Raw genomic sequence first — 24,732 nt, 5'->3', positions numbered from 1 at the left:
ATGGGAAAATGCTATGCAACATCAATTACTGATTAACGGCGAGCTGGTCAAGGGTGAAGGTGAAAAGCAGCCCGTCTATAACCCTGCCACCGGCGAGGTGCTGCTGGAAATTGCAGAAGCGTCTCCCGCTCAGGTAGATGCGGCCGTCCTCGCCGCCGATCGTGCGTTTAGCGAATGGGGACAGACAACCCCGAAAGTGCGCAGTGAACTGCTGCTGAAGCTGGCGGATGTTATTGAGCAGAATGCGCATGAGTTTGCTGAACTGGAATCGCGCAACTGTGGTAAACCGCTGCATTGTGCGCTCAATGATGAGATCCCGGCGATTGTCGATGTGTTTCGCTTTTTCGCCGGTGCTGCCCGCTGTCTGAACGGTCTGGCGGCGGGGGAATATCTGGAGGGCCATACCTCGATGATTCGCCGCGACCCGGTTGGCGTGGTGGCCTCCATTGCGCCGTGGAACTATCCGCTGATGATGGCGGCATGGAAACTGGCCCCCGCGCTGGCTGCCGGTAATTGCGTGGTGATCAAACCTTCGGAAATCACACCGCTGACCGCGCTGAAGCTGGCGGAATATGCCAAAGATATCTTCCCGCCGGGTGTGCTCAATGTGCTGTTTGGCAGAGGCAAAACGGTTGGCGATCCGCTGACCGGGCACAAGAAGGTGCGTATGGTCTCGTTAACCGGCTCCATCGCGACCGGTGAGCACATCATCAGCCATACTGCGCCGTCGATTAAGCGCACGCATATGGAACTGGGCGGTAAAGCGCCGGTGATTGTGTTTGATGATGCCGATGTGGATGCGGTGGTGGAAGGTGTGCGCACCTTCGGCTTTTACAATGCCGGTCAGGACTGTACCGCCGCCTGTCGCCTCTACGCGCAGAAGGGTATTTACGACGCGCTGGTGGAGAAACTGGGGGCCGCCGTAGCCAGCCTGAAAACCGGCGCACCGGAGGAGGAATCGACCGAACTGGGGCCGCTGAGTTCACTGGCGCATCTGGAGCGCGTCACTAAAGCCGTTGAAGAGGCCAAAGCGCTGGGACATATCAACGTGGTCACCGGTGGAAAAAAAGTAGAGGGGCCGGGCTATTACTTTGCCCCGACGCTTCTGGCAGGGGCTAAACAGGAAGATGCAATTGTCCAGCGAGAAGTGTTTGGTCCGGTGGTCAGTGTGACCGTCTTCGAGGATGAAGAGCAGGTGCTGGAGTGGGCCAATGATTCGCAATATGGCCTCGCGTCGTCGGTCTGGACGCGCGACGTCGGACGCGCTCACCGGGTCAGCGCGCGTCTGCAGTACGGTTGTACGTGGGTTAACACCCATTTCATGCTGGTGAGCGAAATGCCGCACGGCGGGCAGAAACTGTCCGGTTATGGCAAAGATATGTCACTTTATGGGCTGGAGGATTACACCGTGATCCGCCACGTAATGGTTAAACATTAAGGGTAATTTACGCCCGAAAGGTGGCGTGGGAAGATGATCACTCGAAGGCAGAGAGAAATATTCTCTCTGCCTGTCTGCGCCGCAAGCTCTCAAAAATTACATAAACCAGCCAAATCTCAATGAGATAAGAGCAAAAAGACCCACAGCAGCAAAGAGATTTATTAACACTACGGTTCTACTGGATACATTCATATTTGCCACCTTGCGTTAGTGCCCCTTTGTGTATAGTCCGGCATCCTGTGATCCGCAATAGTACGAACCAGGGACTTAACGTAAGCGGTCATAAAAAATGGCAAATGGTTTGACCGAAGGGGATAAAACTTGATGTATGTCAAAAAATGGAGCATATTGCGCGCGATTTATTCTTCTGGCCGGATGCCCGTAAATGTCTTTGTACCAAAAAATGTTGATGTTCTATGCGGTGATGGCCGCGATTGCCTTTCTGATCACCTGGTTTCTCTCGCACGATAAAAAACGCATCCGCTTTCTGAGCGCCTTTCTGGTCGGGGCCACCTGGCCCATGAGTTTCCCGGTGGCACTGTTGTTTTCATTGTTTTGAGCAGACATCGCCGGCATCCATTCCGGCGGAACGCTCAAACCGTTGCCAGCAGCGCGTTTAGTGCCTTTCGGTCGGCTTCAGTCACTTCCTGCGGATGCTGATATCCCTTGTTTTCCATTGCCCGGGTATACAGCGCAACCAGCCAGTCATAAACATAGCGGCTGGCGGCGTGCACCGGCTGTTCTTCCAGATGCGTCAGACGCGCCATCGGCTGGCGTTTGACCGCGCTGAAAATTGCCGTTCCTTTAGCGATTCGGCTGGCGGGTCGCTCTGTTTCTGCCACTTCGGCATAGCCAATCCAGGCAATAAAGTTGGCGATGCAGGCGTGCAACTGAGCGCCGCAAACCTCTTCACGCTGCAATATTTGTTGCAGTTGCTGCGGCAGTTGCAGGCGATAGCTGGTGATCGCCAGGATGTCGACGACCTGACGCAGCGTAGCGGGCGTCAACCCTAAACGCTGCGCCTGACTGTCATCGCGACTCCACTGGCGAATATGGTTGAGCCACAGGCGGTGCGCCTGATAGCCCGTCTCCTTGTTCTCTGACGGCTGCGGCGTATCACGGACTTCGGCGAAAAGGTCAATGGTCTCATTGAATAAACCGCTGACCTGCTCTTCACGCGGTTGCTGAATGCGGAGCAGGGTTTCAAACTGTTGAACCGCTGGTAACAAACCATCAAGCAGATCGCCGTGATGTGCCGCCTGTTGCTGTAGCTGGCGAACCACCGCTTCCGCACTGAGCGCTTCAGCAGGTTGCGCAAACATCAGTTCACGAACGCGCTGCTGATGCTGTTCGCTCAGCGCCTCCAGGCGTGCCTGACGTTGCGGGGCTGAAGTGGCTTGCGACAGCCACTCGATCAGGCGTAGCAGACTGTGTTTGTCCAGCGCCTGCAGGGTGCCCCAGTGTTGGCCTGGTTTTCCCATCAGATGCTGCACCGCTTCATCAAGATTCTGTTGTGTTGTAAAGCGCGCATCTTGCGGCGTAATGGCCCATACCACGCCGGGCAACGCGGTCTCGCGCGTCGGCTGTGTATCGTGCACCCAGTTGAGCAGTATTCTGGCCGTAGACGGTGTTTGTGTGCGGGTGGCGGTGGCGTTACAGATGACCAACACATCGGGCTGTAACTGCTGGCGGTAATGCTCCAACAACCAGCCGAGTTTGGCCTGCCAGAGCGGCTGCGGGTGACTGAGCGGCGCAAGCGGAATATCCAGCAGATCGACGTTATCGAGTACGCACTCTTCGACGCTCAGTACCATCTCGCGGGTCAGCAGAGCCAGCGATGCCTGAGCCAGGCTGACGGCATTAAGTAATTTCTCATCCACTATCGGATGGACAACCACATCGCTTTGCGCCTCCTGCGAGGCCAGAAATTCCTGGGTGATAAAATTTTCAGACGGTAAGCCAAACTGATCGACCAACAGGCTCAGCGGCGCGGCGACTTCGCCGGCATGACCCGTCTGCTGGAGGACCTGCGCCAGTTGCAGCCACTGCTGCGTCAGTTCTGGCTGTTCACCCCACAGCAACGACCAGGCGCTGGCACGGGTTGAGAGATCGACCGTCGGCAGCAGCAGGGCAAACTGGTGCCACAGCGCGTCATCAATTTGCTGTTGTGAGGCGGGGATACAGCGCTGCCAGAAGCGGGCAATGGTCGCGACTTCCTGCGCCGTCACGCCCTGAACCGGGTGCAACTGACGCAGCGACTGCCACTTTTCAATACGCGATTCGATAATCGCTTTTTCCACCTGCCGGTACGCTGGCTGCGCGCAGGCCTGGGTGATGAAGATCTGCACCAGTTCTGCTTCCGTAACCAGCCGCAAGCGTAACGGCCACTCGTCATCCGGCAGATTTTTTTGCCGTGTAAAGCGCAGCGTCATATTAGTTGGCGCGTGTCCGGGGTTGAGATGACTGAAATAGTCAAAGCTGCGGTCCGGGGTTATGACATTGACCTTACCGTTGCCGCTGCTGCACAGCGCGGCAAGGAGATGTGCTTTCGCCGCCTGCGAGTAGCCGTAAAGTCCAATGCTGGCGCGATCGTGTCGGGCGGCATTGAGCGCGGATTCGGTGGCGGCTGCGCGGTTGAGTTGGGCCAGTAGCGCATCCGCTTCGTCATCCAGCGTGACGGCATGCTGTCGGGTACGGTTAACCCACGCGATCGCGGCCTGAGTGGTATTCAACATCTTGCTCATTTCAGGTACACGCTCCCGCTGTCAATCCAGTAATGGCTGCCGCTGTGTCGGCGGTCAGCCAGGGTATTCAGTTTTAAAGTCAGGGCATTCGCCGCCACCGGCGTGCCGTCCTGTAACCACGCATCGCTCAGCACAAACGACTCGGGGCCGGTCTCTTTGTTGCCGCCGCGCAGTTGCAAACGCACATTTAACACGCCGTCACCGGCGATATTCTTTGCCAGATCGGCGGCGTTAATGCTCAGCGTATACAGCGGCGTCGCGGGCCAACGACTGTTCGCCAGTTGACGAAAACCGAGCGTAACGTTACCGCGGAGCGGGAAGTGCACGCGGGTGTCGAGCTTCGCCCCGGGTTTATCAAGATCGATATCCTGATACCAGACGTTTTCCTCACGCAACGTATTCACCGTATTGTCGAGGACGCCGAGGTAACGCACGGTCGAGTAGGCGCCAATATCAGCGGCTTTAAAGTTAAAGCGCGGCAGGCGCAGATCCAGCGCCAGGCTGCACAGCATCGCGCCGACTGCGGCGGTGGATTTCGGATTGCCGATGCGTCCCTGTTGGCTGAACGGATACCATTCATGGACGCGGTAGTTATCCATCCACACCATGCGGTTGACCGGAACCGGCTGCAGATGGCGGATCAGCGCCTGAACAGCCGGGATACAGGTCGGTCTGCCGGTGACCAGCAGAACATCACAACAGTAATGTGAAATGGCTTCGCAGACCGCATGCAGTGGGGACGTCAGGGTAAACTGACCTGCCAGCATCGCCTCCTGTAACTGGCTGAACTGCACCTGTAACGGGACGCTAAAGAGATCAAACGTCGGCGAGCCCGACGGTAGAGCGTGATCAATCGCCTGCTGAATGTAATTGAGCACGTTGCGGGTCGGACGATGGTTCAGCAGATCGCCAAAGGTAGCGTGCAGTCCGGCCAGCGGATCGTTAATGTCGCTCTTCTCCCACGCAGAAAGGACCGCGTGACCGAGCGGCATAAAGAGCTGAAGCGCCGTTTGTTGTCGCAAAACGGCCTGGGTGTCGATGCGTCCGGAATCGCCAAACAGCGTGGCGAGCAGGGCGGCGGCATCCGTCACTCCCGCCTGCTGCAGCCGGGTTTGCAAGGCCGGTAAAATGCATTTCTGGATCACATCCAGCAGCATGTCGTCGCCCGCGACCTTAAAACCTTCGCGGAACAGCAGATGCGGCGTGATTTTCACATTGGCGCCGACGCCGTCGTCCAGTTGATAGTGAACAATCGCCATATCGGTGGTGCCGCCGCCGATATCAATCGAGGCCACGCGCAGCGCCCGGCCTTTCGTTTCGCCAGGTTCAGGCAGGCGATCCGGGCGGGCAAGGGTGTTGAAGAATGCTTCGCTGCGTCCGGCGTAATGGGAAATGGCTTCGTTATACAGCCAGACCAGTTGACCACAGCTGGCCTCGTCCCACTCCATCTGAATTTCTGGCACCGGAACCACGCTTTTTTCCTGCTGCTTGCGGGTGCTGAAATCTTCATCCTGCGGGTGCCAGCCCATCGCTTTCCAGACAATCGCTATCGCTTCAAACATGCGCAGACGGAAGATCTCACGCTCCTGTTTCGGCATCGCCGAAGGGAGTGTGAGGATCAATGAGCGTAACTGACGTGGGGACGCCGGGAAACCCAGACGCAGTCGGGTTGCGACACTGTTAATTTGTCCCAGCGCCTGGGCGAGGATCTCACACAGCATGTGGGTCATCAGCGTACTGCGGCTGTACTGAGGCGAAAACACCGGCAGACGGTCATCCTGCGGCAGCGAGTAGAGCGGCTGTCCATCGTCGTTCATCAGGTTCATCAGCGGAAAGGCGGTGGCAAGCGGTTCGCGCTGGGTTTTGCTGTTCATCTGGCTGAAGCGCCAGTCATGCAGTACCGGCGTTTCATCCCACAGATAGCGGCGCGGACTGGAAATGCCGCTGTTACCGTCCGTCCCCGTACGCTGCATCGCCAGCTTGCGCGCTTCGTCACCGACCCGCACAATCGACGGCCAGATGAACGCATCCTCACGGCCGCTTTCGACCGAGAAATGCTGTTTACCAAAGCGGGCTTCTGAAAATTCAAGACGACTGGTGAACAGCGGATCGTTGAGATACTGCGGTTCGCTGAGCGAACGGACCTGCAGTTCCGCCGTCTGGCGCAGCCCGTCATTGGCGTCGCCGTGATCTTCAATCAAGACGCCGCAGGTATGGGTGTTACCGACATCCAGAATCAAATCAACCGGGATCGCCGGAGTACTGAGAGTGTGGGTCACCAGTTTGACTTCCGGTACGGCGAGCTGTTCACCCAGTAGCGTCAGCAGGTTCAGCCAGTGCGCCTGATACTCAAAGTTACGCAGCGCCAGGCTGATGGCCTGCTCAGTCCGGTTTTCCTGCTGGCTGACGTGGTTGAGGAACGACTCGCGTAGCCAGCCGTCAATCCAGGTCTGATCGAGAAAATCGGCGATCTCATCATCGCGCCAGGCGAGGGCAAAACGGGTGCCGTTCAGCAGATCGTTTTCGCCGGGCGCAAGCGAGGCGGGGGCATTCTCGCTCAACTGGCTATCGAGCGCGAGCGTCACACGATGGGTGTTGCCCGCGCTGTCGGGTTCGGCAAGCTTACGTACCTGAACGCGCGCCCAGTTGTCTGGCCCTTCAACGAAGGTGCGCGGCGGATTAAAACGCAGCAACGGCAGCGGCAGCCAGATGCCGTCGAGAACCTCCAGGGAATAATGCAGCGTTTGCGTACTTTCCGGTTTTACCACTTCCGGCTGCGAGCCCGGTCGCGCAGGCAGGGTATAGCGACCATTCGCCAGGTCGTAATCCAGACGCAGCAGGGGACCGTTGGCCGTTTTACGCACGAAGCGACCATGATGCGCGGATTCCTGCGGCGTCAGCCCGAAATCGAGAAACTGCACGCCGCTGTTTGCGATGAGCGTGACGCTCTGTTTGTAATCACACAAATTCACCAGCATAAAATCAGGCCCCTGTCTTCTTGAACGTCAACGGGATCGCGGCTTTCGCATCGAAGCGGGCGGTACAAACGGCGACATCATGAGTCCCGGCTTTGCAGGTGATTTCCGGCATTGGATAGCGTGAACCGTCGGTGCAGCGCGCATTGCCGCGACTCTTAATCATTAATTCCCCGCTCTGATGCAGCCCTGAGAAGAGGTCCGCGCGGCAGACGATGTTATCGCCGTGAACCACGCGCGCCGTGCCTTTATTGTTCTGGATCTGGTAACGCAGAGACGGCGCTTTACCGGTGACGGGATCTTTCACGTCCACCATGACGCGCCAGTTACCGTTGAGAAAGCGCGTAGTACCAGCCTTCATCTGATTCGCATCCATCACCAGCGCGTCTTTCGGGATCGCGGCAATCACCACCGGCTCATCGGCAGGTTTCTCTTTTTTCACTGGTGCAATGACCTCTGCCTGATGCAGCGGCAGCGCGACGGTGAGCGTTGGCAGAGGCGCCATTTCCGGCTGCGGCGCATTGACCACTTCCGTCGCAATGGCGGGTGTCTGCGCTTTCCACAGCAGCGGGGCGGCAATGGCGGCAACGATCACTGCGGCGACGGGCAGACTCCAGAGCGGCAGGCGACGTGACGGTTTAACCGCAACAGGCATCACCTTTTCTTCCGCGAGCGCGGGAACCGGCTGCGGTGCAATCACGGGGTCAGGCTCGCTGACCGGTACGATCGGCGTAGAGAGCAGCGGTTCATCCGCTTGGGCAAATGTCACTTCAGGCGCGGGCTCTTCGACAGGTTCTGGTTCAATGTGAATTTCCGGTTCGGGTTCTTCCTGGATACGCAGGCATTCCAGTACCTCCTCACGGATGTTCTCATTGAGATTGATAAATCCCCAAAAGGTGATGACCGGCTTGCCATCTACCAGAAAAACGTGATTCTCACCAGGAAATTGGACGGCCTTTTCCAGCAGCGAACCAAACAGTTGCAGTGACGTCTTCCCGGACTGCAGGCTTTTGCGGCTCAGCGATGCAGCGCTTTCCAGCGTCGCGGAAAGGTAGCGCAGGGCGCGAAGGCGAGCCTCTTCATCGGCGGCTTTCCACGCGACGGCTACGCCTTCAAGGGGGGAATACCAGTCAACCCGATCGCCGCTGTCGTTGACTTGTGGAATGGCGAGACAATCTACCATCGCCTGCTGTTTACGCAGACGGAGCGTTTCACGAATTTGTAGTGCTGAATCAAAGACGGCCTGGCCGCCACCGCCGACGGCCTGATAATCATCCAGATTGCCGCTGCGCAAGAGTGTTTTTGCCACGATAAGGTCCCTAAGACTTTTTCACGCATCTACTTTACGGATTCGTGGCTCAGGCAAACGGTGGAAGAGAGGCAAAAAGGGGTGAATTTTCTGGGCATAGAGGCGTTGACGTTTTCGAAAAGCCTTAACGGAAATTCTGTGGCGAAAGATCCAACAAAAATGCGCGGATTCGCATAACCTGAGACGGATTTGTTATTTTTCAGTTTTCTTAATCTATGCTCCTATAACCCCCTCAATAATAACGATGAAGGTTCATATCATGTCCACAGGGAAAACGCTGCTCGCACTGGCGCTCAGTGCAGTGCTACCGACCGGAGCCGCGTTTGCGGCAAATAACGACACGATTGTTTATTGCTCGGAAGCCTCGCCAGAATCCTTTAATCCGCAAATTGCCAGCTCTGGCCCGTCGTTTGTCGCCAGTTCGCAGGTGCTCTACAACCGGCTGATCAATTTTGACCCGGTAAAAAACACGCCGGTACCGTCGCTGGCCACGGACTGGACCATTTCTGAGGATGGCAAAACTTACACCTTTACGCTGCGTCAGGGCGTGAAGTTCAACAGCAACAAGTTCTTCAAGCCGACCCGCGACTTCAACGCCGATGACGTCATTTTCTCAGTATTACGCCAGAAAGAGGCCACGCATCCGTACCACAATGTGTCGCAGGGCAGCTATGAGTATTTCAACGACGTCGGTTTCGATAAGCTGATTAAAGAGGTGAAAAAGGTCGATGATTACCATGTACAGTTTGTGCTGAACGAGCCAAATGCGGCGTTTCTTGCCGACTGGGGAATGGATTTTGCCTCGATCCTCTCGGCGGAATACGCCGACGCGATGCTGAAAAAAGGGACACCGGAAAACGTCGATAACTGGCCGATTGGTACCGGGCCGTACGTGCTCCAGCAGTACAAGCAGGATTCGCAAATTCGCTATCTGGCAAATCCAAATTACTGGGACGGCGAGGTGCCGACAAAGCATCTGATCTTCTCCATCACGCCAAACGTGCAGACGCGAATGGCGAAACTGCAAACCAACGAATGTCAGATTATCCCGGCGCCATCGCCAGTACAGTTCGACGAAATCAAAAATAATAAAGACCTGACGCTGCATGCCGTTGAGGCGCTCAACGTCGGTTATCTGGCCTTCAACACCGAGAAAAAGCCGTTTGATAACGTGCTGGTGCGTCAGGCGCTGAACTACGCCACCGATAAACAGGCGATTGTGAAGGCCGTTTTCCTCGATTCGGCGAAAGTGGCAAAATCCCCGATCCCGCCGAACATGATGGGTTTTAACCCGGAACTGAAGGATTACGCATACGACCCGGAAAAAGCGAAAGAACTGCTGAAACAGGCCGGGCAGGAAAATGGGTTTGAAGTCACCCTCTGGTCGATGCCGGTGCAGCGACCGTATAACCCAAACTCGCGACGCATTGCCGAGATGATTCAAAGCGACTGGGCAAAAGTGGGCGTGAAGGCGAAGATTGTCTCTTACGAGTGGGGCGAATACCTTTCCGGTATGCGTAAAGGCGAACATGACAGCGCGCTGTTTGGCTGGATGTCGGATAACGGCGACCCGGACAACTTTGCCGATGTGTTGCTGGGTTGCAACAGCATCAAAACCGGATCGAATGCCGCACGTTGGTGTGATAAGGAGTATGATTCACTGGTCCTGAAAGCGAAGCGGGTCAGCAAGCCGGAAGAGCGTGTGAAACTCTACCAGCAGGCGCAAGAGATCTATTATCAGCAGGTGCCGTGGATTGCGCTGGCAAACGGCAAAACGTTCTACGCCACGCGCAGCAACGTGACCGGTTATAGCGTCAGCCTGATGGGCAGTGATTTTTCGAAAGCAAAACTGAATTAAGGAGTTTTTATGTCGCACCTGGATGAGATCAGCGCCCGTGTCGATGCCGCGATTGATGAGGGCGTCATTACCCATATGAATGAACTGCTGATAGCCCTGAGCGATGATGCGCAGTTAAGCCGTGACGATCGCTACACGCAGCAGCAGCGGCTAAGAACCGCAATTGCGCATCACGGTCGTCAGCATAAGGAAGATATGGAAGCGCGTCGCGAACAACTCACGAAAGGCGGCACGATCCTTTGATTTAGTCTCTGTAGTGCCGGATGACGCTGCGCTGACTTGGCCTATGGCGATGGATATGTGTAGGCCTGATAAGCGTAGCGCCATCAGGCATTAAAACTGGCGTCTCGCCACCAGCCAGGCGCCGACCACCAGCATCACTGCGCCGCAGACCGGGCCGATCAAGGCTCTTAGCGGGACGCCGTGACTGCGCAAAATATCCAGTACGAGACCGCCAATGAGCTGGCTGGCGACCAGCACCGCAATCGTGGTCGCAGCCCCCACATGCTGATAGCCGCTAATGCTGGCGAAAACGAAAAACGAGCCCAGCAGACCCGGAATCAGCGTCCACCAGCGCACGCTGGCGGCCAGTTCACCAAATCCCGCCATTCCCTGTTTGAACCACAGAATGCTGACAAACAGCACAATTCCGACCAGCGAGTTCAGCAACATAGCGATCAGGATGGTCGATGAGGTCTGCGTAATCCGCACCATCAGAGTGTTTTGCACCACCAGGCCGATGCCAGCGGCGATCAGAAAGGTGAGGGTGAGCGACTGGTTCATCCGTGCGCGTCCGGTTCGTGGCGATCGTCAAGCTGCAACTGCATAAAGGTCAGATCCAGCCAGCGACCAAATTTGGTGCCTACCTGCGGCATCTGCGCTGTGGTGTTAAACCCGAGCGTTTCATGTAAATGCAATGAGGCGTGGTTTTGCGATTCGATACCGGCAACCATCACATGCTTACCACAGCGGCGAGCTTCTTCGATTAACCGGCTCAGTAACTGGCGTCCCAGCCCTTTTCCCTGATGATCCGGATGGACATAAACCGAATGTTCGACGGTATGGCGGAAGCCATCAAAGTTACGCCAGTCCCCAAAGGAGGCATATCCCGTGACAACGTCACCTTCCACGCTCACCAGTACCGGATAACCCAGCGCCTGTCGTGCCTCATACCATGCGATGCGGTTATCGGTATCGACCGTCTGGTCGTTCCAGATGGCCGCCGTGTGCAGCACCGCATGGTTATAGATCTCTGCGATGGCGGCGCAGTCCTCTTTGCTGGCGAATCGAATAGACATGTTGAACCTCAGGGGTTGTACACTATAGTATTACGATATGAATACTATTGAAGACAGCATAAATCAACGGATCAGCGCAAGAATTCGCCTTGAACGTGAATCCCGCAGCTGGTCGCTCACCGATCTGGCTGAACGGGCGGGTGTGTCGCGCGCGATGATCCACAAAATTGAACGCGGTGAAAGCAGTCCAACGGCGACGCTGCTTGGCAGGCTCTCCGGGGCGTTTGGCATCAGTATGTCCACGCTGATTGCCCGTGCTGAAATGCAGGAGGGCAAACTGTCCCGTTTCGCCGATCAGCCCGTCTGGCACGACCCGCAAAGCCACTATCTGCGCCGCCATGTGTCGCCGCGCAGCGATTTGCCGATCGATCTGGTGCAAATTGAATTGCCGGCGGGCAGCGATATCCCGATGCCTGCCTCATCGTATGTTCAGGCCCGGCAACTGATCTGGCTGCAGCAGGGCGAACTGGTGTTTATGGAAGGTGACACGCGCCACGAGATGAAGGCGGGTGACTGCCTGGAACTGGGGCCGCCGAATGACTGTCGTTTTATCAATGAGACGACGCAACCCTGTGTTTACCTCGTTGTGCGCTTAAACCAGGCCGGGAGTTAATGACCGCCGCGGCCTGCTACTATTGATGGATTCATGCTAAAAGCAGAGGAGAACATCATGGCTCAACAAACACACCGTAATCGTCGCTGGGTATTAGCATCCCGACCCCATGGCGCACCGGTGGCAGAGAATTTCCGTCTGGAAGAGGACGATGTCGCCACCCCTGGTGAAGGCCAGGTTTTACTGCGCACCATTTATCTGTCGCTCGATCCGTATATGCGTGGGCGCATGAGCGATGAGCCGTCATACTCACCGCCGGTGGAGATTGGCGGAGTGATGGTGGGCGGCACCGTCAGTCGTGTGGTGGCGTCAAATCACCCCGATTATAAACCGGGTGAATGGGTGCTGAGTTACAGCGGCTGGCAGGATTACGATATTTCCGACGGCACGGGGCTGGTGAAGCTTGGAGACAATCCTGAAAATCCGTCGTGGGCGCTCGGCGTGCTGGGGATGCCTGGATTCACCGCCTATATGGGATTACTGGACATCGGCCAGCCAAAAGCGGGCGAGACGCTGGTCGTAGCGGCCGCCACGGGGCCTGTCGGCGCCACGGTTGGACAAATCGGTAAGCTGAAGGGTTGTCGTGTGGTGGGCGTGGCTGGCGGAGCGGAAAAATGCCGTCATGCTACCGAGGTGCTGGGCTTCGATCTCTGTCTGGATCATCATGCCAGCGATTTTGCTGAACAACTGGCGAAAGCCTGCCCGCAAGGCATTGATGTCTACTACGAAAACGTGGGCGGGAAAGTGTTTGATGCCGTGCTGCCGTTACTGAACACCTCGGCGCGAATTCCTCTTTGTGGTCTGGTCAGCGGTTATAACGCGACAAACTTACCGGCTGGGCCTGACAGACTGCCGCTGCTGATGGCGACCCTGCTGAAAAAACGGATCCGTATGCAGGGCTTTATCATCGGTCAGGATTACGGACATCGTCTTCACGAATTCCAGCAGGAGATGGGACGCTGGGTGAAAGAGGGGAAAATCCATTATCGTGAGCAGGTTACCGACGGACTGGAGAACGCGCCGCAAACTTTTATCGGCCTGTTGACCGGTAAAAACTTTGGTAAAGTGGTGATACGCCTCGCCGACGACGCGTAAACCATACCTGGCGGCGAGAGCCGCCATAAAAAAATGGGCAAATTTTTAAATTCCAGCTTTAATTATTTAGGGTATATATCACCGCGTAACCGACGAATAATCTGTCGGCGCTGTTAATAAAACGCGGGTAAAGTACTATTCATTACGTTTCACATTTTTTAAACCAGGCGATATTTATATCAATTAGGCGATTTAGCTTAATTGCGATTGGCTATGTTATGAGGTGAAGAAACAGAATGCCTGGTATGGAAAAAACGCAACATATAAGTTTGACCACGCAAGTTGAAAGAGGGCTAAAAGACAAATTAAGCATTGGCGCATTACGTCCTGGCACCAGGCTAATCACTAAAAATATCGCGCAGGAGCTGGGGATCAGTATCACCCCGGTTCGGGAAGCGCTATTACGCCTGGTCTCCGCAAACGCATTGGCTATCGCGCCTGCACAAGCCTTTATGGTTCCGGATATTACAATGACGCGGTTTAGCGAAATCATACACATCCGCTGCGAGCTTGAAGGCATGGCGGTAATGACGGCGACGGACGAGGTGACGGCGGAGCGGATGGAGATTCTGCAAGCGCTTCTGGCGGACTATCAGCTGGCCCACGAGAGCGGTACGGTCGAGGATCGCCTGCTGGCAAACCGGGCGCTGCGCTTCAAAATCTATCAGTTTGCGAATATGCCTACCCTGGTCGAAATGATCGAACAGCTTTGGGTACGCATGGGGCCGAGTCTGCATTTTCTCTATGACAGGGCGAAGCATGACGCTTATCAACACAACGTCGGGCATTATCAGGAATTGCTGAATGCGATGGCGGCGGGAAATAAAGACGCCAGCCGTCATTGTTTAATTGACCTTATCAATAAAAATGTAGCGATAATTAAACAACAGTACCATCATTAAGCCTGGCTTAAATATAGCGGAGAATATCCCCGCTAGTACGTTATGAATAATCGATTTTACTCAAAACGCCAGGCCAGATTGATACCTACACCATAGTTTCGTCCTGGCGCCGGTTCGTAGTAGCGGCCATTCGATTCATTCACGATAACTGAGCCGACATACTCTTTGTCGAACAGATTATCGACACGACCGAACACGTCCACCGTCAGGCTGCTGACGGTGAATTTATAGCCGGTATTCAGGCCGACAACAGTATAAGACGGGGCTTTGGCGGTGTTCTCATCGTCAGCCATGATATCGCCCATATAGCGCGCTTCGGCTCCTGCGTACCAACCTTCATCAGGCACGTAGCCCAGCGAAGCAAACCCCATGTTCCGCGCGATGCCGGGCATTCGGTTGCCATTGCAGTTCTGGTCGCGACACACGTTACTGCGATAAGTGGCATCCAGCCAGGTCCAGGAAGCGTTGAACCGCCAGTTTCCGGCAAAGCGTTGATCCCAGGCGAGCTCCGCCCCCTGGCGGCGCGTCTTCCCGGCATTCTTATAGGTCGTGCGTCCGCCGCTACTGGAATCAACCACCACTTCATCGTCGGTATCGGTCTGGAAAAGCGCCGCCGTCAGCAATCCATCGCCGATCCGGGTTTTGCTGCCGATTTCCACCGTATCGTTGGTTGAAGGTTTGAGACCAAAATTCATCCCGCTTTGCCCGTCTGCACGGTAAGAAAGCTCGTTGATGGTCGGCGTTTCGAAGCCCCGGCCCGCAGCGAGATAGACGTTCCAGGCGTCGGTTAAGGCGTATTTCAGCGAACCGGCAGGTAACCACTGATGGTAACTGGCGTCACCGCTGTCATCGCCATTGCCTGGCGTGACGTAATGATCGTTGGAATCGAACCACACCGAACTGTAGCGCACGCCAGCATCCAGCGAGAGTTTGTCGGTCAGTTGCCACTGGGTTTGCAGATAGGGATCCACGTTCCACATCAGGTTACGTTCATCGCGGCGCAGATCGCCTTTCTGACCGTACTCCGGTACGCCATTGTTCAGTCGATAGTTGTTATAGCCTTTGCGGTTTTCGCTCATGTTTTCGTAGTTCAAACCGGTGGTGAAGGTTACGGGGACGCCCAGTTCACCGCGATGCGTCCAGCGACTGTCGATACCCTGGTAATGGCGCTGCAAAGCGATCACGCCGCCCGCATGAGAGGGGCGACGCTGTGGCGCCATAGGTATCGACTGATACTGCGTGGTTTCGCGCTCTCCGGCGTACATCATGATGCTCATGTCATCCTGCGCGCTGAGCTGGCGTTCATAACGCAATCCGGCCTGGGTCTGCTTGATGGTTTTGCGCGTGTTGTATTGTTCAGCGCGGGGGGATTGTTGAGGGTCCGCCCGCCATTCCGCTTCAGTCAGACCACCCGGATCGTCGGCTTTAATATCGACGCTATTGAAAATCAGACTCAGCTTGCTGGCGTCATCGATACGTACGCCCAGTTTTGCGTTGGCCAGATTTTTTTGCGCGCCGCTGCGATCGCGATAGCCGTGGGTGGTGAAACGGGTAGTGGAGACCGTGTAATCCACGTCGCCCGTCTGAGTACCATCACCCATCGCGCCCGTGGCTTTCAGCCCATAACGCCAGCTCCCGAAACTACCGTAATAGCTGCTCGCTTCTATCGTCGGCGGCTGTTGACCGGTTTGGGTCGTGACATTCATCACGCCGCCGGAAGCATTACCGTATAGCGCAGAGAAGGGACCGCGCAGCACTTCAACGTTCTGTACGCTGCTGAGATCAATGTTCGATGTCTGCCCCTGACCGTCCGGCATCGTCGCCGGAATGCCGTCCACATACAGACGAATGCCGCGGATCCCATAGGTGGATCGGGAGCCGAACCCACGCATCGAGATCTGCAAATCCTGCGCATAGTTTTGCCGGTTTTGCACCTGAAGTCCCGGCACGCGGGTCAGTGATTCCGACAGGTTGATGCGCGGCGCGGCCAGACGCATATCTTCACCGTCAACGACGCTGACGGCTGCAGGGGTATCCAGTTCTGATATCGCCTGGGGTGAAGCGCTGACGATCATTGTCTGGTCATCGCCAGCCTCATCTGCCATAACCGACGATGAGAACACAAGCGGGAGAAAAAGTGCGGGTACTGCGATATGTCGTGTGGAAATAATATTCATGAAAAAGGCCAGTTAAATTGAACGTACCCAGAGGTATGTAAGTTCTATGTTAATGGATTTGTAAATATTTGAAAATTTTAACGGCACGATGCGTTAAAAATTAATGAGGAAATTAAGAAGATTGTAGCCAGAATGCGAATAAATGCTCCACATTCACATGAATAATGATTACCATTCCCATCTATAAACAAGAGCAATACCAGGATGTTGCTCGTTGAAGCGATGTGAAGCAGCAAAATAGCTATTTATCAAAGGGAGTCGTCATGCATTTTCGTCATCTGTTCTCGCCGCGTCTGCGGGGTTCATTGCTGTTAGGTTCACTGCTGGTTGCTTCTACATTCAGCGCTCAGGCTGCAGAAGACCTGCTGCGTAAAGGTGTGGGCAAAGGCGCCTACGAAATGGCCTTCAGCCAGCAGGAAAACGCCCTGTGGCTGGCGACCTCGCAAAGCCGCAAACTGGACAAGGGCGGTATCGTCTATCGTCTTGATCCGGTGACGCTGGACGTCACGCAGGTTATCCACAACGATCTCAAACCGTTTGGTGCCACCATCAATAATGCGACCCAGACGCTGTGGTTTGGCAACACGGTCAACAGTGCGGTGACGGCCATTGATGCGAAAACGAGTGAAGTGAAAGGGCGACTGGTTCTCGACGCCCGTAAGCGCTCAGAAGAGGTACGTCCGCTGCAGCCGCGTGAGCTGGTTGTCGATGAAGCGACCAATACGGTCTATATCAGCGGTCTCGGTAAAGAGAGCGTGATTTGGGTGGTGGATGGCGAAAAAATTGCGCTGAAAGAGACGATCCAGAATACCGGTAAAATGGGCGCGGGCCTGGCGATCGACAGCCAGGCGAAACGTCTGTACACCACCAATGCCGATGGCGAATTCATTACTATCGATACTGCCACCAACAAGATCCTCAGCCGTAAAAAACTGTTGGAGGATGGCAAAGAGCACTTCTTCATCAACCTGAGCCTTGATACAGCAGGTCATCGCGCATTTGTGACCGACTCAAAAGCGGCTGAAGTGGTGGTTGTCGATACCCGCAACGGCAACGTGCTGGCGAAAGTCGCGGCGCCGGAGTCGCTGGCCGTTCTGTTCAACCCAACGCGTAACGAAGTGTACGTCACGCACCGTCAGGCGGGTAAAGTGAGCGTGATTGACGCGAAGAGTTACAACGTGGTGAAAACGTTTGATACGCCAACCTTCCCGAACAGCCTGGCGCTGTCCGCCGATGGCAAAACGCTGTACGTAAGCGTGAAGCAGAAATCTACGCGTGAGAAAGAAGCCACTGAACCGGATGATGTGATTCGCATCGCCCTGTAAAGTAAAAGGCCTGCACCGTGTGCAGGCCTTGTTGTTTATGGCGCGTTGCGGTGTATTTCCGCCACTCGCTTACGCACGCCGTACCAACCGGCGACCAGCAGGATGGCAATCAGCGGCAGGGAAGCAATGGTCCATGTCCCGTTCGGATAATCGAAGGCCATCAGGACCAGCACGCTCAACAGGAACAGCAGCGTTAACCACGAGGTAAACGGCGCGCCAGGCAGTTTGAAGCTGACATCGGCGGCTTTTCCTTCTTTGATTGCCTGACGCAGACGCAGCTGGCAGACCACAATAAAGCCCCATGAAGCGATGATCCCCAGTGACGCAAAGTTCAGCACGATTTCGAAGACCTGCGATGGCACCAGATAGTTGAGAAAAACTCCAACAACGTACACCGCCAGCGTCGCCAGAATTCCCGCGTAGGGCACATGCTGACGACTCATCTTACTCATGAATTTTGGCGCAGATCCGCCCATCGCCATCGAACGCAAAATGCGCCCGGTGCAATAGAGGCCGGAGTTCAGGCTGGAGAGGGCGGCAGTCAGCACGACGATGTTCATAATGCTGCCAATGTAAGGCACGCCGAGCTTCGAGAAGAAAGTCACAAACGGGCTTTGTCCCGCCTGATAGGCGTTCCATGGCAACAGCAGCACCAGCAGTACTACAGAACCGACGTAGAACAGGCCGATACGCCAGATCACGCTGTTGATGGCTTTAGGCACCATCGTCTGCGGATCTTTACATTCACCGGCGGCGGTTCCCACCAGTTCGATAGACGCAAAGGCAAAGACCACCCCTTGTACCAGCACCAGCGCCGGCAGCAGGCCGTGGGGGAAGAATCCGCCGTTATCGGTAATCAGATGAAAACCGGTGGCGTTACCGTCCAGCGGTTTACCCGAGCCGAGGAAAATCGTCCCGACCACCAGAAAGAGCACAATGGCCAGCACTTTGACCAGTGCAAACCAGAACTCCATCTCCGCAAACCACTTCACGCCAATCATGTTCATGGTGCCGACGATCGCCAGCGCGCCAAGGGCGAAAACCCACTGCGGAACATCACCAAACGCCCCCCAGTAATGCATATACAGCGCGACGGCGGTGATATCGACGATACCCGTCATTGCCCAGTTGATGAAGTACATCCATCCCGCGACGTAGGCGGCTTTCTCACCGAGAAATTCACGGGCATACGACACGAAGCTACCGCTGGAAGGGCGGTGTAAAACCAGTTCGCCCAATGCGCGCAAAATAAAGAATGAAAAGATCCCGCAGACCAGATAGACCAGCGCCAGCGCGGGGCCTGCCATTTGCAGGCGCGCACCGGCGCCCAAAAATAATCCGGTCCCAATGGCGCCGCCGATGGCGATCATCTGGACCTGGCGGTTGCCCATTGCTTTGTGATACCCCTCTTCATGGGCATTCAACCAGCGTCGTTTCGCCGCGTGCTGCTCCGACACCGTTGTTTCTTGTGTATTCATTACGTTACCTGTTTACCTGTCTGATAAATCGAACCTTTTGCCGCAACTCCCCGGCGCGACGCGGGTGATGCTTCCCGTCATTCTGGGTAGGGATAACACCACCGGCGGAGCATCCTACCTGCAAATAATAAACGGTGCAAAATAGTCCATTTAAAATGGTCAGATTGCGTAATAATCAACCAGAACTGAAGTGAGATCCCGCTCTGAACAGGCAGAGCGGGAGGGGGATCAGACGGAGGTGCCGAAGACGCTCACCGCCTGTTGCAGGCGTGAGGAGCGCCTGGAAAGACTGCCAGCGGCATCCCTGACGCTTTCCACCATTGCGGCGTTGTTATCGGTCATGGTGCCGATGCGGGAGATCGAATCGTTAATCAGTTCCAGCGCCTGGGTTTGTTCACGCGTCGCAAGGCCAATTTCTCTGATCATGGTCGACATCTGGAACACGTCCTCGATCATCCCGGTCAGATGGGTTTCCGTCTGCTCAACCATGCTCACGCCGGCATTAACGTTGGCGACGTTCTTCTCAATCAGCGAGGTAATCTCTTTGGCTGCCGACGCGGAGTGTTGCGCCAGATTCCGCACCTCGGCGGCAACGACCGCAAACCCACGTCCGGACTCACCGGCGCGCGCGGCTTCGACCGCTGCGTTAAGCGCGAGGATATTGGTCTGGAAAGCAATACTGTCGATCACGCCGATGATGTCAACGATCTGCCCGTTATCACGGGAAATCGACTGCATCATGCCGATCGTCTGCTTCATAAAATCGCCCCCTTCGCTGGCGTTAGCGCTGGTTCTGTCCGCCATCGTCATGGTTTGTGCGGCGGTATCCGCCGTTTGCTGTACTGCGCTGCCAATCTCTTCAATGGCTGCCGCAGTTTGTTGTAGATTGGCCGAGGTCTCTTCGGAACGCTTATGCAACGCCGTGCCTTCCTGACTGACGCGCTTGCTGATTTCCTGAATCCCGGCAATTTGCGTACTTACATCATCCACCAGTGAATTCAGATTTAATCCGGCCTGATTAACCAGACGCATCATCATCCCCAGTTCATCGACACGATTTAAATGAATGCTGTCGGGTTTGCGCCCGGCGACCACTTTCTGCATCTGGGCCAGGATCTGTTTAACCGGATGACAAATTTGATACTTAAGGTAAATAGCCAGCAGCAAAAATAAGAGGGTAAATGCACCTGCCTGAATAAGCGGATTAATGGCTAAGAAAATAATACCCAAGGCGAGAAACAGACTGATACCGATAGCATAATTGACACGTTGACGGATGGACAACCATTTAAATGCCGACAAACAGGCCAGTACGCCACGACGGATAATAATTCCCTTAAATAAACGATGCCCCTTGAAATTGTTATTATTTATCTTGTGATAAAGCTGCTCGCTTTGCTCAATTTCCTGTCGCGCGGGAACGGTGCGTACCGAGATGTATCCGGTTAATTGTTCGTTATGCCAGACGGGGGTGACGTTGGCGCGAACCCAGTAATGATCGCCGTTATGACGGCGGTTCTTGACCATGCCGGTCCAGCTGTCGCCCTGTTGCAGGGTAAACCACATATCGGCAAATGCAGCAGGCGGCATATCCGGGTGACGGATGATATTGTGCGGCTCGCCCATCAGTTGATTTTCGCCAAATCCGCTGGCGTCGATAAACGCTGAATTCGCATAGGTAATATGGCTTTGCGTATTCGTTGTCGATAACAGCGTCGTTTTCTCGTTAAGTAAATACTCTTTCTGTGTAACAGGGATGTTACTTCTCATGAAAGACTCCTGGTGATGCTGTGCGGAATAAACACAAAAGTCCGTCAGCCTGGGCTGACGGATAATAAAGATTGATGTATTTAGAATGCTGCATTCTCTACTAAACATAAGAATGGCGAAAGTATTTAAAATGAAATTTACAGGCTTTAATTAAACTGTGATGTCATTAAAATGAAAAATAAATACATCTGCGTAACCTGTGAAGGTAGGCGTGCTCCCTTAAGTAAAACCTGACCGATAAAAAAATGACAAAAAGACAATATGATTGTGCAATTACGGTTAACATCATAAGTTTTACAGACCTATTAATTTTCGTAGGGGGCAGACGGGAAGAACGGTGAGAAAGCCATGCCAGAAATGCAGGTTACTCTACACTTAGAGTTTTAACCTGCAGGAGGCAGTATGATAAAGGTTTATGGCGCGCCTGGGTGGGGTTCAGCGATCAGCGAATTAATGCTTACGCTGGCGGACATTCCGTATCGTTTTGTCGATGTCAGTGGCTTTGACAGCGAAGGGCCACAGCGAGATCTGTTGCAAAAAATCAATCCGCTGTGTCAGGTACCGACGCTGACGCTTGAAAATGGTGAGGTAATGACTGAAACAGCCGCCATCGCGCTGATGGTCCTCGATCGTCGCCCAGATCTGGCACCGCCCATCGGACGCAGCGAGCGTCAGCAGTTTCAGCGTCTGTTGATCTGGCTGGTGGCCAATATCTATCCGACATTTACGTATGCCGACTACCCGGAACGCTGGGCGCCTGATGTGCCCGCACAGTTGAAAAAGAACTGTATTGAATACCGTAAATCACTCTATCTCTGGCTCAACGATCGGCTCAGTGCGGAACCGTATGCCTTCGGCGAACAGTTAACGCTGCTCGACTGTTATCTGTGCGTGATGCGCACCTGGGGGCCGGGGCATGACTGGTTTCAGGATAATACGCCGAATATCAGCGCAATAGCGGACGCCGTGTGTCAGCGGGCAGAATTACGTCAGGTGTTGAAAAACAATGGGATCCTCTGAAAGCAACGGGAGTGGCGGGTAAACGCACACTAAACTCTTCAGCGAAGGGGAATCGAAGGGGAATTTGACGTGATTGCCTGCAGTTCCGATACCCTGGCGGAGGGGGCAATGATGGAAGCGGAAAGCCGTGGATGACGTATTCCGCAGGATTTGGCCGTCATCGGTTTTGGCGACCTCGATTTTGCCGCCAGCAATCGCCCGTCGATCACCACCGACAGCGTCGACCGCCGCGCCATTGGTCAGCGCGCCGCCACGCTGCTGGCGAATTGCATTGAACAAGCGGCAGTGGAAGAGACCATTATTGATATCGGTTTTCACCTGATCGAGCGTGAATCCGCATAAACCGACACATGCATGTTGTCGAGTGTGCTAGCGTTAACGTCACACTGACAATAAGGAACCTGCTATGCCACACGTTGATATTAAATGTTTTCCGCGCGACCTGAATGATGAACAAAAAGCGGCGCTGGCCGATGATATAACTGAGGTGATCATCCGTCATCTGAAAAGCAAGGAGCGCTCAGTGAGCGTGGCGCTGACTGAAGTTTCGGAGGATCAGTGGCAGGGCGTCTGGGAGCGCGAGATTGAACCGCAAATGGACGTGCTGATTAAAAAGCCAGGCTACAGCATGTAATACAAAAGCCCGGTCACGAAGGTTGACCGGGCCGCATCGGGTTATCGCGTGACGACATTGAACCAGAACTCAAATTTATCCCTTTCTCCAGGCGGCTCGCTCCTTTTTACCTGTTGTCTACCTTTCATCCGTTCTGTGGAATGTCATTGACTGAGGTATAAATTGTCAGTCCATGCTGGCGGGCGACCTCGATATCCATGTCGGCACCTTTAGATGCCCCTGCAATCCGGTAAATCGCGTCACAGCGGGTAATGAGTCGGTGGGCGACCGGGTAGAGCATCGCTTCGCTGATCTCATCATCTAACGACATGGAACCTGCCGCCTTTGCCAGCGGCAACGCGAGCCATTCGCCAATCAGCGGAATGTGTCCGCGTTGGTATACCTCCAGTGCAGCGGCTTCGAGACGATGAAGGTTGGCGTCGATCAGTGCCTGGTTTCCGTCGGTACCGCTGCGATAAGGGCCGGCGATTAAAATGAGTTGTGCTGTCATGATATCCTCACTCTTTGTTGTCGTAGGCAGAAATGCACATTTCTGCACGTTTTAGTTGCCTGAAGGCCGTTGTATTTGTAGAGTACGTATCATAAACAGCAAATTCGTGCACAATCAAGGTTAATCGTGCACATTCAGGAATAACCCTATGCTTACCAATCAGCGAAAGAAATTGATCCTTGAACTGCTGGCCGCCGAAGGTCAGGTGTTATCGAAGGCGCTCAGTAACCGGTTCGCGGTTTCCGAAGACACGATCCGCCGCGATTTACGTGAACTTGCCGCGGAAGGATTTCTGCAGCGTGTACACGGCGGGGCGCTGCCATCGTCTGGTGCGACGGCGCCTTTTCTTGAACGAAAGTCATTGAAAACCGACGCCAAAAAGCGCGTGGCGCAAAAAGGGGCTACGCTGATTTCCCCCGGTCAGGTGGTAATCATTGATGGTGGGACGACAACAACAGAACTGATCGCCTGTCTGCCGGAAGATTTAAACATTACCGTGGTGACCCACAGTCCGGGCATCGCATTAGGGCTGGTCAATCATCCGCTTATCGAGATCATCCTCATCGGTGGCCGCGTGTATAAGCACTCCATTGTCACGGTAGGCGCGGCGACGGTTGAAGGAATGCGTAACATTCAGGCCGATCTCTTTTTCATGGGCGTGACGGGGATTCACCCGGAAGCGGGGTTAACCACGGGAGATTACGAAGAAGCGTGCATCAAACGTGCATTTTCCGCCAGAGCCGCAGAAACTATCGTCCTGGCGTCACCGGAGAAGATCAGCACCGCGTCTCCCTTTGCCATTGGCGACGTATCGCTGATTAATACGGTCGTCGTGGAAGAGAATACCGACGAAAGCTGGATCCGCGCGATGAACGCGAAGGGGATCACGGTGGTGAGGGCGTAGTTAGCCCGCCGTCACGCGTTTGCCGCTGGTGACAAATGTACCGGCGCCAAGATGATGCAGGGTGTTGAGTTTGTCGTCATCGAACTGCCAGCGGCCTTCGACAAACACCCGTTCATCGGCGGCGGCAGAAACCACTTCACCGAATAAGGTATCGTATTTCTCCTGCGCAGCGGTGGCGGGGAGGAGGCGGCATTCCATCCATGCCAGACATTTTTCTTCGACGACCGGCAGTCCCAGTACGGGGCCTTTGACCACCGGAATGCCGTAACAGTTGAATTTGTCTTCATCGCGCCCGGAAACGCTGCCAACGGCGTATGTCCAGTTAGTGGCGGCAACACCGGGAATGACAATACCGAACAGGCCGCTGCGCTCAATTAATTCCCGCGACCAGGCCGTTTTATCGACCACAATGGCGAGACGAGGCGGATCAAACTCAACGGGCATCGACCATGCGGCGGCCATGATATTGCGCCGGTTGCTGACCTCATCGCGGCTGGTGATAAGTATCGTGGGACCATGATTGAGCAGACGACTGGCGTGGCGTAATTCGACAGGACGAAATCGACTCATAGAATTGTCTCGCAAAGGGTTTTTCTCAGTATTATTGAAAACTGACGTTGCGCCAAGCGCCGAATAACACCCGCCTCACTCTTTGGCACATCGTTTATACTCGGATAACGATTTAAGGCCCACAACAGGAAA

22 protein-coding genes and 1 pseudogene are annotated in these 24,732 nt (G+C 54.9%); 12 read left to right on the top strand and 11 right to left on the bottom strand.

Features of this window, described 5'->3' with window-relative positions; all coding sequences use genetic code 11:
* Positions 1 to 13 precede the first annotated feature (13 nt).
* Positions 14 to 1,438 (top strand): aminobutyraldehyde dehydrogenase, encoded by a 1,425-nt coding sequence (patD, locus tag HVZ37_RS11060; RefSeq protein WP_043000650.1) that lies wholly within the window; start codon positions 14 to 16, stop codon positions 1,436 to 1,438.
* A gap of 96 nt (positions 1,439 to 1,534) precedes the next feature.
* Here patD and yncL read toward each other — a convergent pair whose 3' ends face one another.
* Entirely contained in the window at positions 1,535 to 1,630 is a 96-nt protein-coding gene (gene yncL, locus HVZ37_RS11055) for a stress response membrane protein YncL (RefSeq protein WP_071887673.1), read from the bottom strand.
* 193 nt (positions 1,631 to 1,823) lie between these two features.
* Between yncL and ortT the strand changes: the two genes are divergently transcribed.
* Positions 1,824 to 1,997 (top strand): orphan toxin OrtT, encoded by a 174-nt coding sequence (gene ortT, locus HVZ37_RS11050; RefSeq protein ID WP_042318948.1) that lies wholly within the window; start codon positions 1,824 to 1,826, stop codon positions 1,995 to 1,997.
* A 34-nt stretch (positions 1,998 to 2,031) separates the two neighbouring features.
* On the opposite strand, the gene HVZ37_RS11045 is transcribed toward ortT, so the two are convergent.
* The 3 genes from HVZ37_RS11045 to HVZ37_RS11035 are packed head-to-tail and all read right to left on the bottom strand — an operon-like array spanning position 2,032 to position 8,466.
* Entirely contained in the window at positions 2,032 to 4,182 is a 2,151-nt protein-coding gene (locus HVZ37_RS11045) for a virulence factor SrfC family protein (RefSeq protein WP_181628443.1), read from the bottom strand.
* Positions 4,179 to 7,160, bottom strand: a complete 2,982-nt coding sequence (locus HVZ37_RS11040; protein WP_181628442.1) for a virulence factor SrfB — start codon at positions 7,158 to 7,160, stop codon at positions 4,179 to 4,181. The genes HVZ37_RS11045 and HVZ37_RS11040 overlap by 4 nt, the downstream gene beginning before the upstream one ends.
* Before the next feature lie 4 nt (positions 7,161 to 7,164).
* Entirely contained in the window at positions 7,165 to 8,466 is a 1,302-nt protein-coding gene (locus HVZ37_RS11035) for an SrfA family protein (protein WP_130097068.1), read from the bottom strand.
* Between the two features lie 259 nt (positions 8,467 to 8,725).
* On the opposite strand from HVZ37_RS11035, the gene HVZ37_RS11030 reads away from it, so the two are divergent.
* Positions 8,726 to 10,324 carry an ABC transporter substrate-binding protein gene (locus HVZ37_RS11030; RefSeq protein WP_181628441.1) on the top strand — a complete coding sequence of 533 codons (1,599 nt, stop codon included), beginning with the start codon at positions 8,726 to 8,728 and terminating at the stop codon, positions 10,322 to 10,324.
* 9 nt (positions 10,325 to 10,333) lie between these two features.
* Positions 10,334 to 10,567, top strand: coding sequence for a YdcY family protein (locus HVZ37_RS11025; protein WP_043000655.1), 234 nt, complete (start codon positions 10,334 to 10,336; stop codon positions 10,565 to 10,567).
* 90 nt (positions 10,568 to 10,657) lie between these two features.
* Here the strand turns inward: HVZ37_RS11025 and HVZ37_RS11020 are convergent, their stop codons facing one another.
* Together HVZ37_RS11020 and mddA are read right to left on the bottom strand one after the other, a co-directional pair.
* On the bottom strand, positions 10,658 to 11,107 hold the full coding sequence (locus HVZ37_RS11020; protein WP_043000656.1) for a DMT family transporter: 450 nt from the start codon (positions 11,105 to 11,107) through the stop codon (positions 10,658 to 10,660).
* Positions 11,104 to 11,622 (bottom strand): L-methionine sulfoximine/L-methionine sulfone acetyltransferase, encoded by a 519-nt coding sequence (mddA, locus tag HVZ37_RS11015; protein WP_043000657.1) that lies wholly within the window; start codon positions 11,620 to 11,622, stop codon positions 11,104 to 11,106. Before mddA ends, HVZ37_RS11020 begins: the two co-directional genes overlap by 4 nt.
* 37 nt (positions 11,623 to 11,659) lie before the next feature.
* Here mddA and HVZ37_RS11010 point away from each other — a divergent pair, with 37 nt between their 5' ends.
* The 3 genes from HVZ37_RS11010 (at position 11,660) to HVZ37_RS11000 (ending at position 14,232) form a co-directional block, all read left to right on the top strand.
* Positions 11,660 to 12,235, top strand: coding sequence for an XRE family transcriptional regulator (locus tag HVZ37_RS11010; protein WP_043000658.1), 576 nt, complete (start codon positions 11,660 to 11,662; stop codon positions 12,233 to 12,235).
* Positions 12,236 to 12,292: 57 nt separating this feature from the next.
* Complete coding sequence (locus tag HVZ37_RS11005; RefSeq protein WP_044257903.1) at positions 12,293 to 13,330, top strand: NADP-dependent oxidoreductase; 1,038 nt, start codon at positions 12,293 to 12,295, stop codon at positions 13,328 to 13,330.
* A gap of 236 nt (positions 13,331 to 13,566) precedes the next feature.
* On the top strand, positions 13,567 to 14,232 hold the full coding sequence (locus HVZ37_RS11000; RefSeq protein WP_044257905.1) for a GntR family transcriptional regulator: 666 nt from the start codon (positions 13,567 to 13,569) through the stop codon (positions 14,230 to 14,232).
* Between the two features lie 56 nt (positions 14,233 to 14,288).
* Here the strand turns inward: HVZ37_RS11000 and pqqU are convergent, their stop codons facing one another.
* On the bottom strand, positions 14,289 to 16,409 hold the full coding sequence (gene pqqU / locus HVZ37_RS10995; RefSeq protein ID WP_181628440.1) for a TonB-dependent receptor PqqU: 2,121 nt from the start codon (positions 16,407 to 16,409) through the stop codon (positions 14,289 to 14,291).
* A 263-nt stretch (positions 16,410 to 16,672) separates the two neighbouring features.
* Between pqqU and HVZ37_RS10990 the strand changes: the two genes are divergently transcribed.
* A complete protein-coding gene (locus tag HVZ37_RS10990; protein WP_181628439.1) occupies positions 16,673 to 17,734 on the top strand; it encodes a YncE family protein in 1,062 nt (353 codons plus the stop codon).
* Positions 17,735 to 17,769: 35 nt separating this feature from the next.
* Here HVZ37_RS10990 and ansP read toward each other — a convergent pair whose 3' ends face one another.
* A complete protein-coding gene (gene ansP, locus HVZ37_RS10985) occupies positions 17,770 to 19,212 on the bottom strand; it encodes an L-asparagine permease (RefSeq protein ID WP_044328709.1) in 1,443 nt (480 codons plus the stop codon).
* Positions 19,213 to 19,440: 228 nt separating this feature from the next.
* A complete protein-coding gene (locus tag HVZ37_RS10980; RefSeq protein ID WP_058588085.1) occupies positions 19,441 to 20,982 on the bottom strand; it encodes a PAS domain-containing methyl-accepting chemotaxis protein in 1,542 nt (513 codons plus the stop codon).
* Positions 20,983 to 21,384: 402 nt separating this feature from the next.
* Here HVZ37_RS10980 and HVZ37_RS10975 point away from each other — a divergent pair, with 402 nt between their 5' ends.
* From HVZ37_RS10975 to pptA, 3 genes and pseudogenes are all read left to right on the top strand, one after another.
* Positions 21,385 to 22,002, top strand: coding sequence for a glutathione S-transferase family protein (locus HVZ37_RS10975; protein ID WP_181628438.1), 618 nt, complete (start codon positions 21,385 to 21,387; stop codon positions 22,000 to 22,002).
* Between the two features lie 54 nt (positions 22,003 to 22,056).
* Positions 22,057 to 22,344 (top strand): annotated as a pseudogene (locus tag HVZ37_RS10970) (substrate-binding domain-containing protein); the annotation flags it as partial.
* Positions 22,345 to 22,408: 64 nt separating this feature from the next.
* On the top strand, positions 22,409 to 22,636 hold the full coding sequence (gene pptA / locus HVZ37_RS10965) for a tautomerase PptA (RefSeq protein WP_043000667.1): 228 nt from the start codon (positions 22,409 to 22,411) through the stop codon (positions 22,634 to 22,636).
* 124 nt (positions 22,637 to 22,760) lie between these two features.
* Here pptA and HVZ37_RS10960 read toward each other — a convergent pair whose 3' ends face one another.
* Complete coding sequence (locus HVZ37_RS10960; protein WP_043000668.1) at positions 22,761 to 23,126, bottom strand: DUF4406 domain-containing protein; 366 nt, start codon at positions 23,124 to 23,126, stop codon at positions 22,761 to 22,763.
* Between the two features lie 148 nt (positions 23,127 to 23,274).
* Between HVZ37_RS10960 and HVZ37_RS10955 the strand changes: the two genes are divergently transcribed.
* The gene (locus HVZ37_RS10955) at positions 23,275 to 24,030 is read left to right on the top strand and encodes a DeoR/GlpR family DNA-binding transcription regulator (protein ID WP_181628437.1); all 756 of its coding nucleotides are present in this window, start codon (positions 23,275 to 23,277) and stop codon (positions 24,028 to 24,030) included.
* Here HVZ37_RS10955 and HVZ37_RS10950 read toward each other — a convergent pair whose 3' ends face one another.
* A complete protein-coding gene (locus HVZ37_RS10950) occupies positions 24,031 to 24,600 on the bottom strand; it encodes a flavin reductase family protein (RefSeq protein WP_054176187.1) in 570 nt (189 codons plus the stop codon).
* Positions 24,601 to 24,732 lie beyond the last annotated feature (132 nt).

The organism is Citrobacter sp. RHB35-C17 (genome assembly GCF_013816795.1).
In the GTDB taxonomy this organism is placed as follows: Bacteria; Pseudomonadota; Gammaproteobacteria; order Enterobacterales; family Enterobacteriaceae; genus Citrobacter_A; species Citrobacter_A amalonaticus.
This window is presented reverse-complemented; position numbering and strand designations above follow the sequence as displayed.

Coding starts and splice junctions, on each gene's coding strand:
- patD (WP_043000650.1), top strand. CDS start 14: ATGCAACATCAATTACTGATTAACGGCGAGCTGGTCAAGGGTGAAGGT.
- yncL (WP_071887673.1), bottom strand. CDS start 1,630: ATGAATGTATCCAGTAGAACCGTAGTGTTAATAAATCTCTTTGCTGCT.
- ortT (WP_042318948.1), top strand. CDS start 1,824: ATGTCTTTGTACCAAAAAATGTTGATGTTCTATGCGGTGATGGCCGCG.
- HVZ37_RS11045 (WP_181628443.1), bottom strand. CDS start 4,182: ATGAGCAAGATGTTGAATACCACTCAGGCCGCGATCGCGTGGGTTAAC.
- HVZ37_RS11040 (WP_181628442.1), bottom strand. CDS start 7,160: ATGCTGGTGAATTTGTGTGATTACAAACAGAGCGTCACGCTCATCGCA.
- HVZ37_RS11030 (WP_181628441.1), top strand. CDS start 8,726: ATGTCCACAGGGAAAACGCTGCTCGCACTGGCGCTCAGTGCAGTGCTA.
- HVZ37_RS11025 (WP_043000655.1), top strand. CDS start 10,334: ATGTCGCACCTGGATGAGATCAGCGCCCGTGTCGATGCCGCGATTGAT.
- HVZ37_RS11020 (WP_043000656.1), bottom strand. CDS start 11,107: ATGAACCAGTCGCTCACCCTCACCTTTCTGATCGCCGCTGGCATCGGC.
- mddA (WP_043000657.1), bottom strand. CDS start 11,622: ATGTCTATTCGATTCGCCAGCAAAGAGGACTGCGCCGCCATCGCAGAG.
- HVZ37_RS11010 (WP_043000658.1), top strand. CDS start 11,660: ATGAATACTATTGAAGACAGCATAAATCAACGGATCAGCGCAAGAATT.
- HVZ37_RS11005 (WP_044257903.1), top strand. CDS start 12,293: ATGGCTCAACAAACACACCGTAATCGTCGCTGGGTATTAGCATCCCGA.
- HVZ37_RS11000 (WP_044257905.1), top strand. CDS start 13,567: ATGCCTGGTATGGAAAAAACGCAACATATAAGTTTGACCACGCAAGTT.
- pqqU (WP_181628440.1), bottom strand. CDS start 16,409: ATGAATATTATTTCCACACGACATATCGCAGTACCCGCACTTTTTCTC.
- HVZ37_RS10990 (WP_181628439.1), top strand. CDS start 16,673: ATGCATTTTCGTCATCTGTTCTCGCCGCGTCTGCGGGGTTCATTGCTG.
- ansP (WP_044328709.1), bottom strand. CDS start 19,212: ATGAATACACAAGAAACAACGGTGTCGGAGCAGCACGCGGCGAAACGA.
- HVZ37_RS10980 (WP_058588085.1), bottom strand. CDS start 20,982: ATGAGAAGTAACATCCCTGTTACACAGAAAGAGTATTTACTTAACGAG.
- HVZ37_RS10975 (WP_181628438.1), top strand. CDS start 21,385: ATGATAAAGGTTTATGGCGCGCCTGGGTGGGGTTCAGCGATCAGCGAA.
- pptA (WP_043000667.1), top strand. CDS start 22,409: ATGCCACACGTTGATATTAAATGTTTTCCGCGCGACCTGAATGATGAA.
- HVZ37_RS10960 (WP_043000668.1), bottom strand. CDS start 23,126: ATGACAGCACAACTCATTTTAATCGCCGGCCCTTATCGCAGCGGTACC.
- HVZ37_RS10955 (WP_181628437.1), top strand. CDS start 23,275: ATGCTTACCAATCAGCGAAAGAAATTGATCCTTGAACTGCTGGCCGCC.
- HVZ37_RS10950 (WP_054176187.1), bottom strand. CDS start 24,600: ATGAGTCGATTTCGTCCTGTCGAATTACGCCACGCCAGTCGTCTGCTC.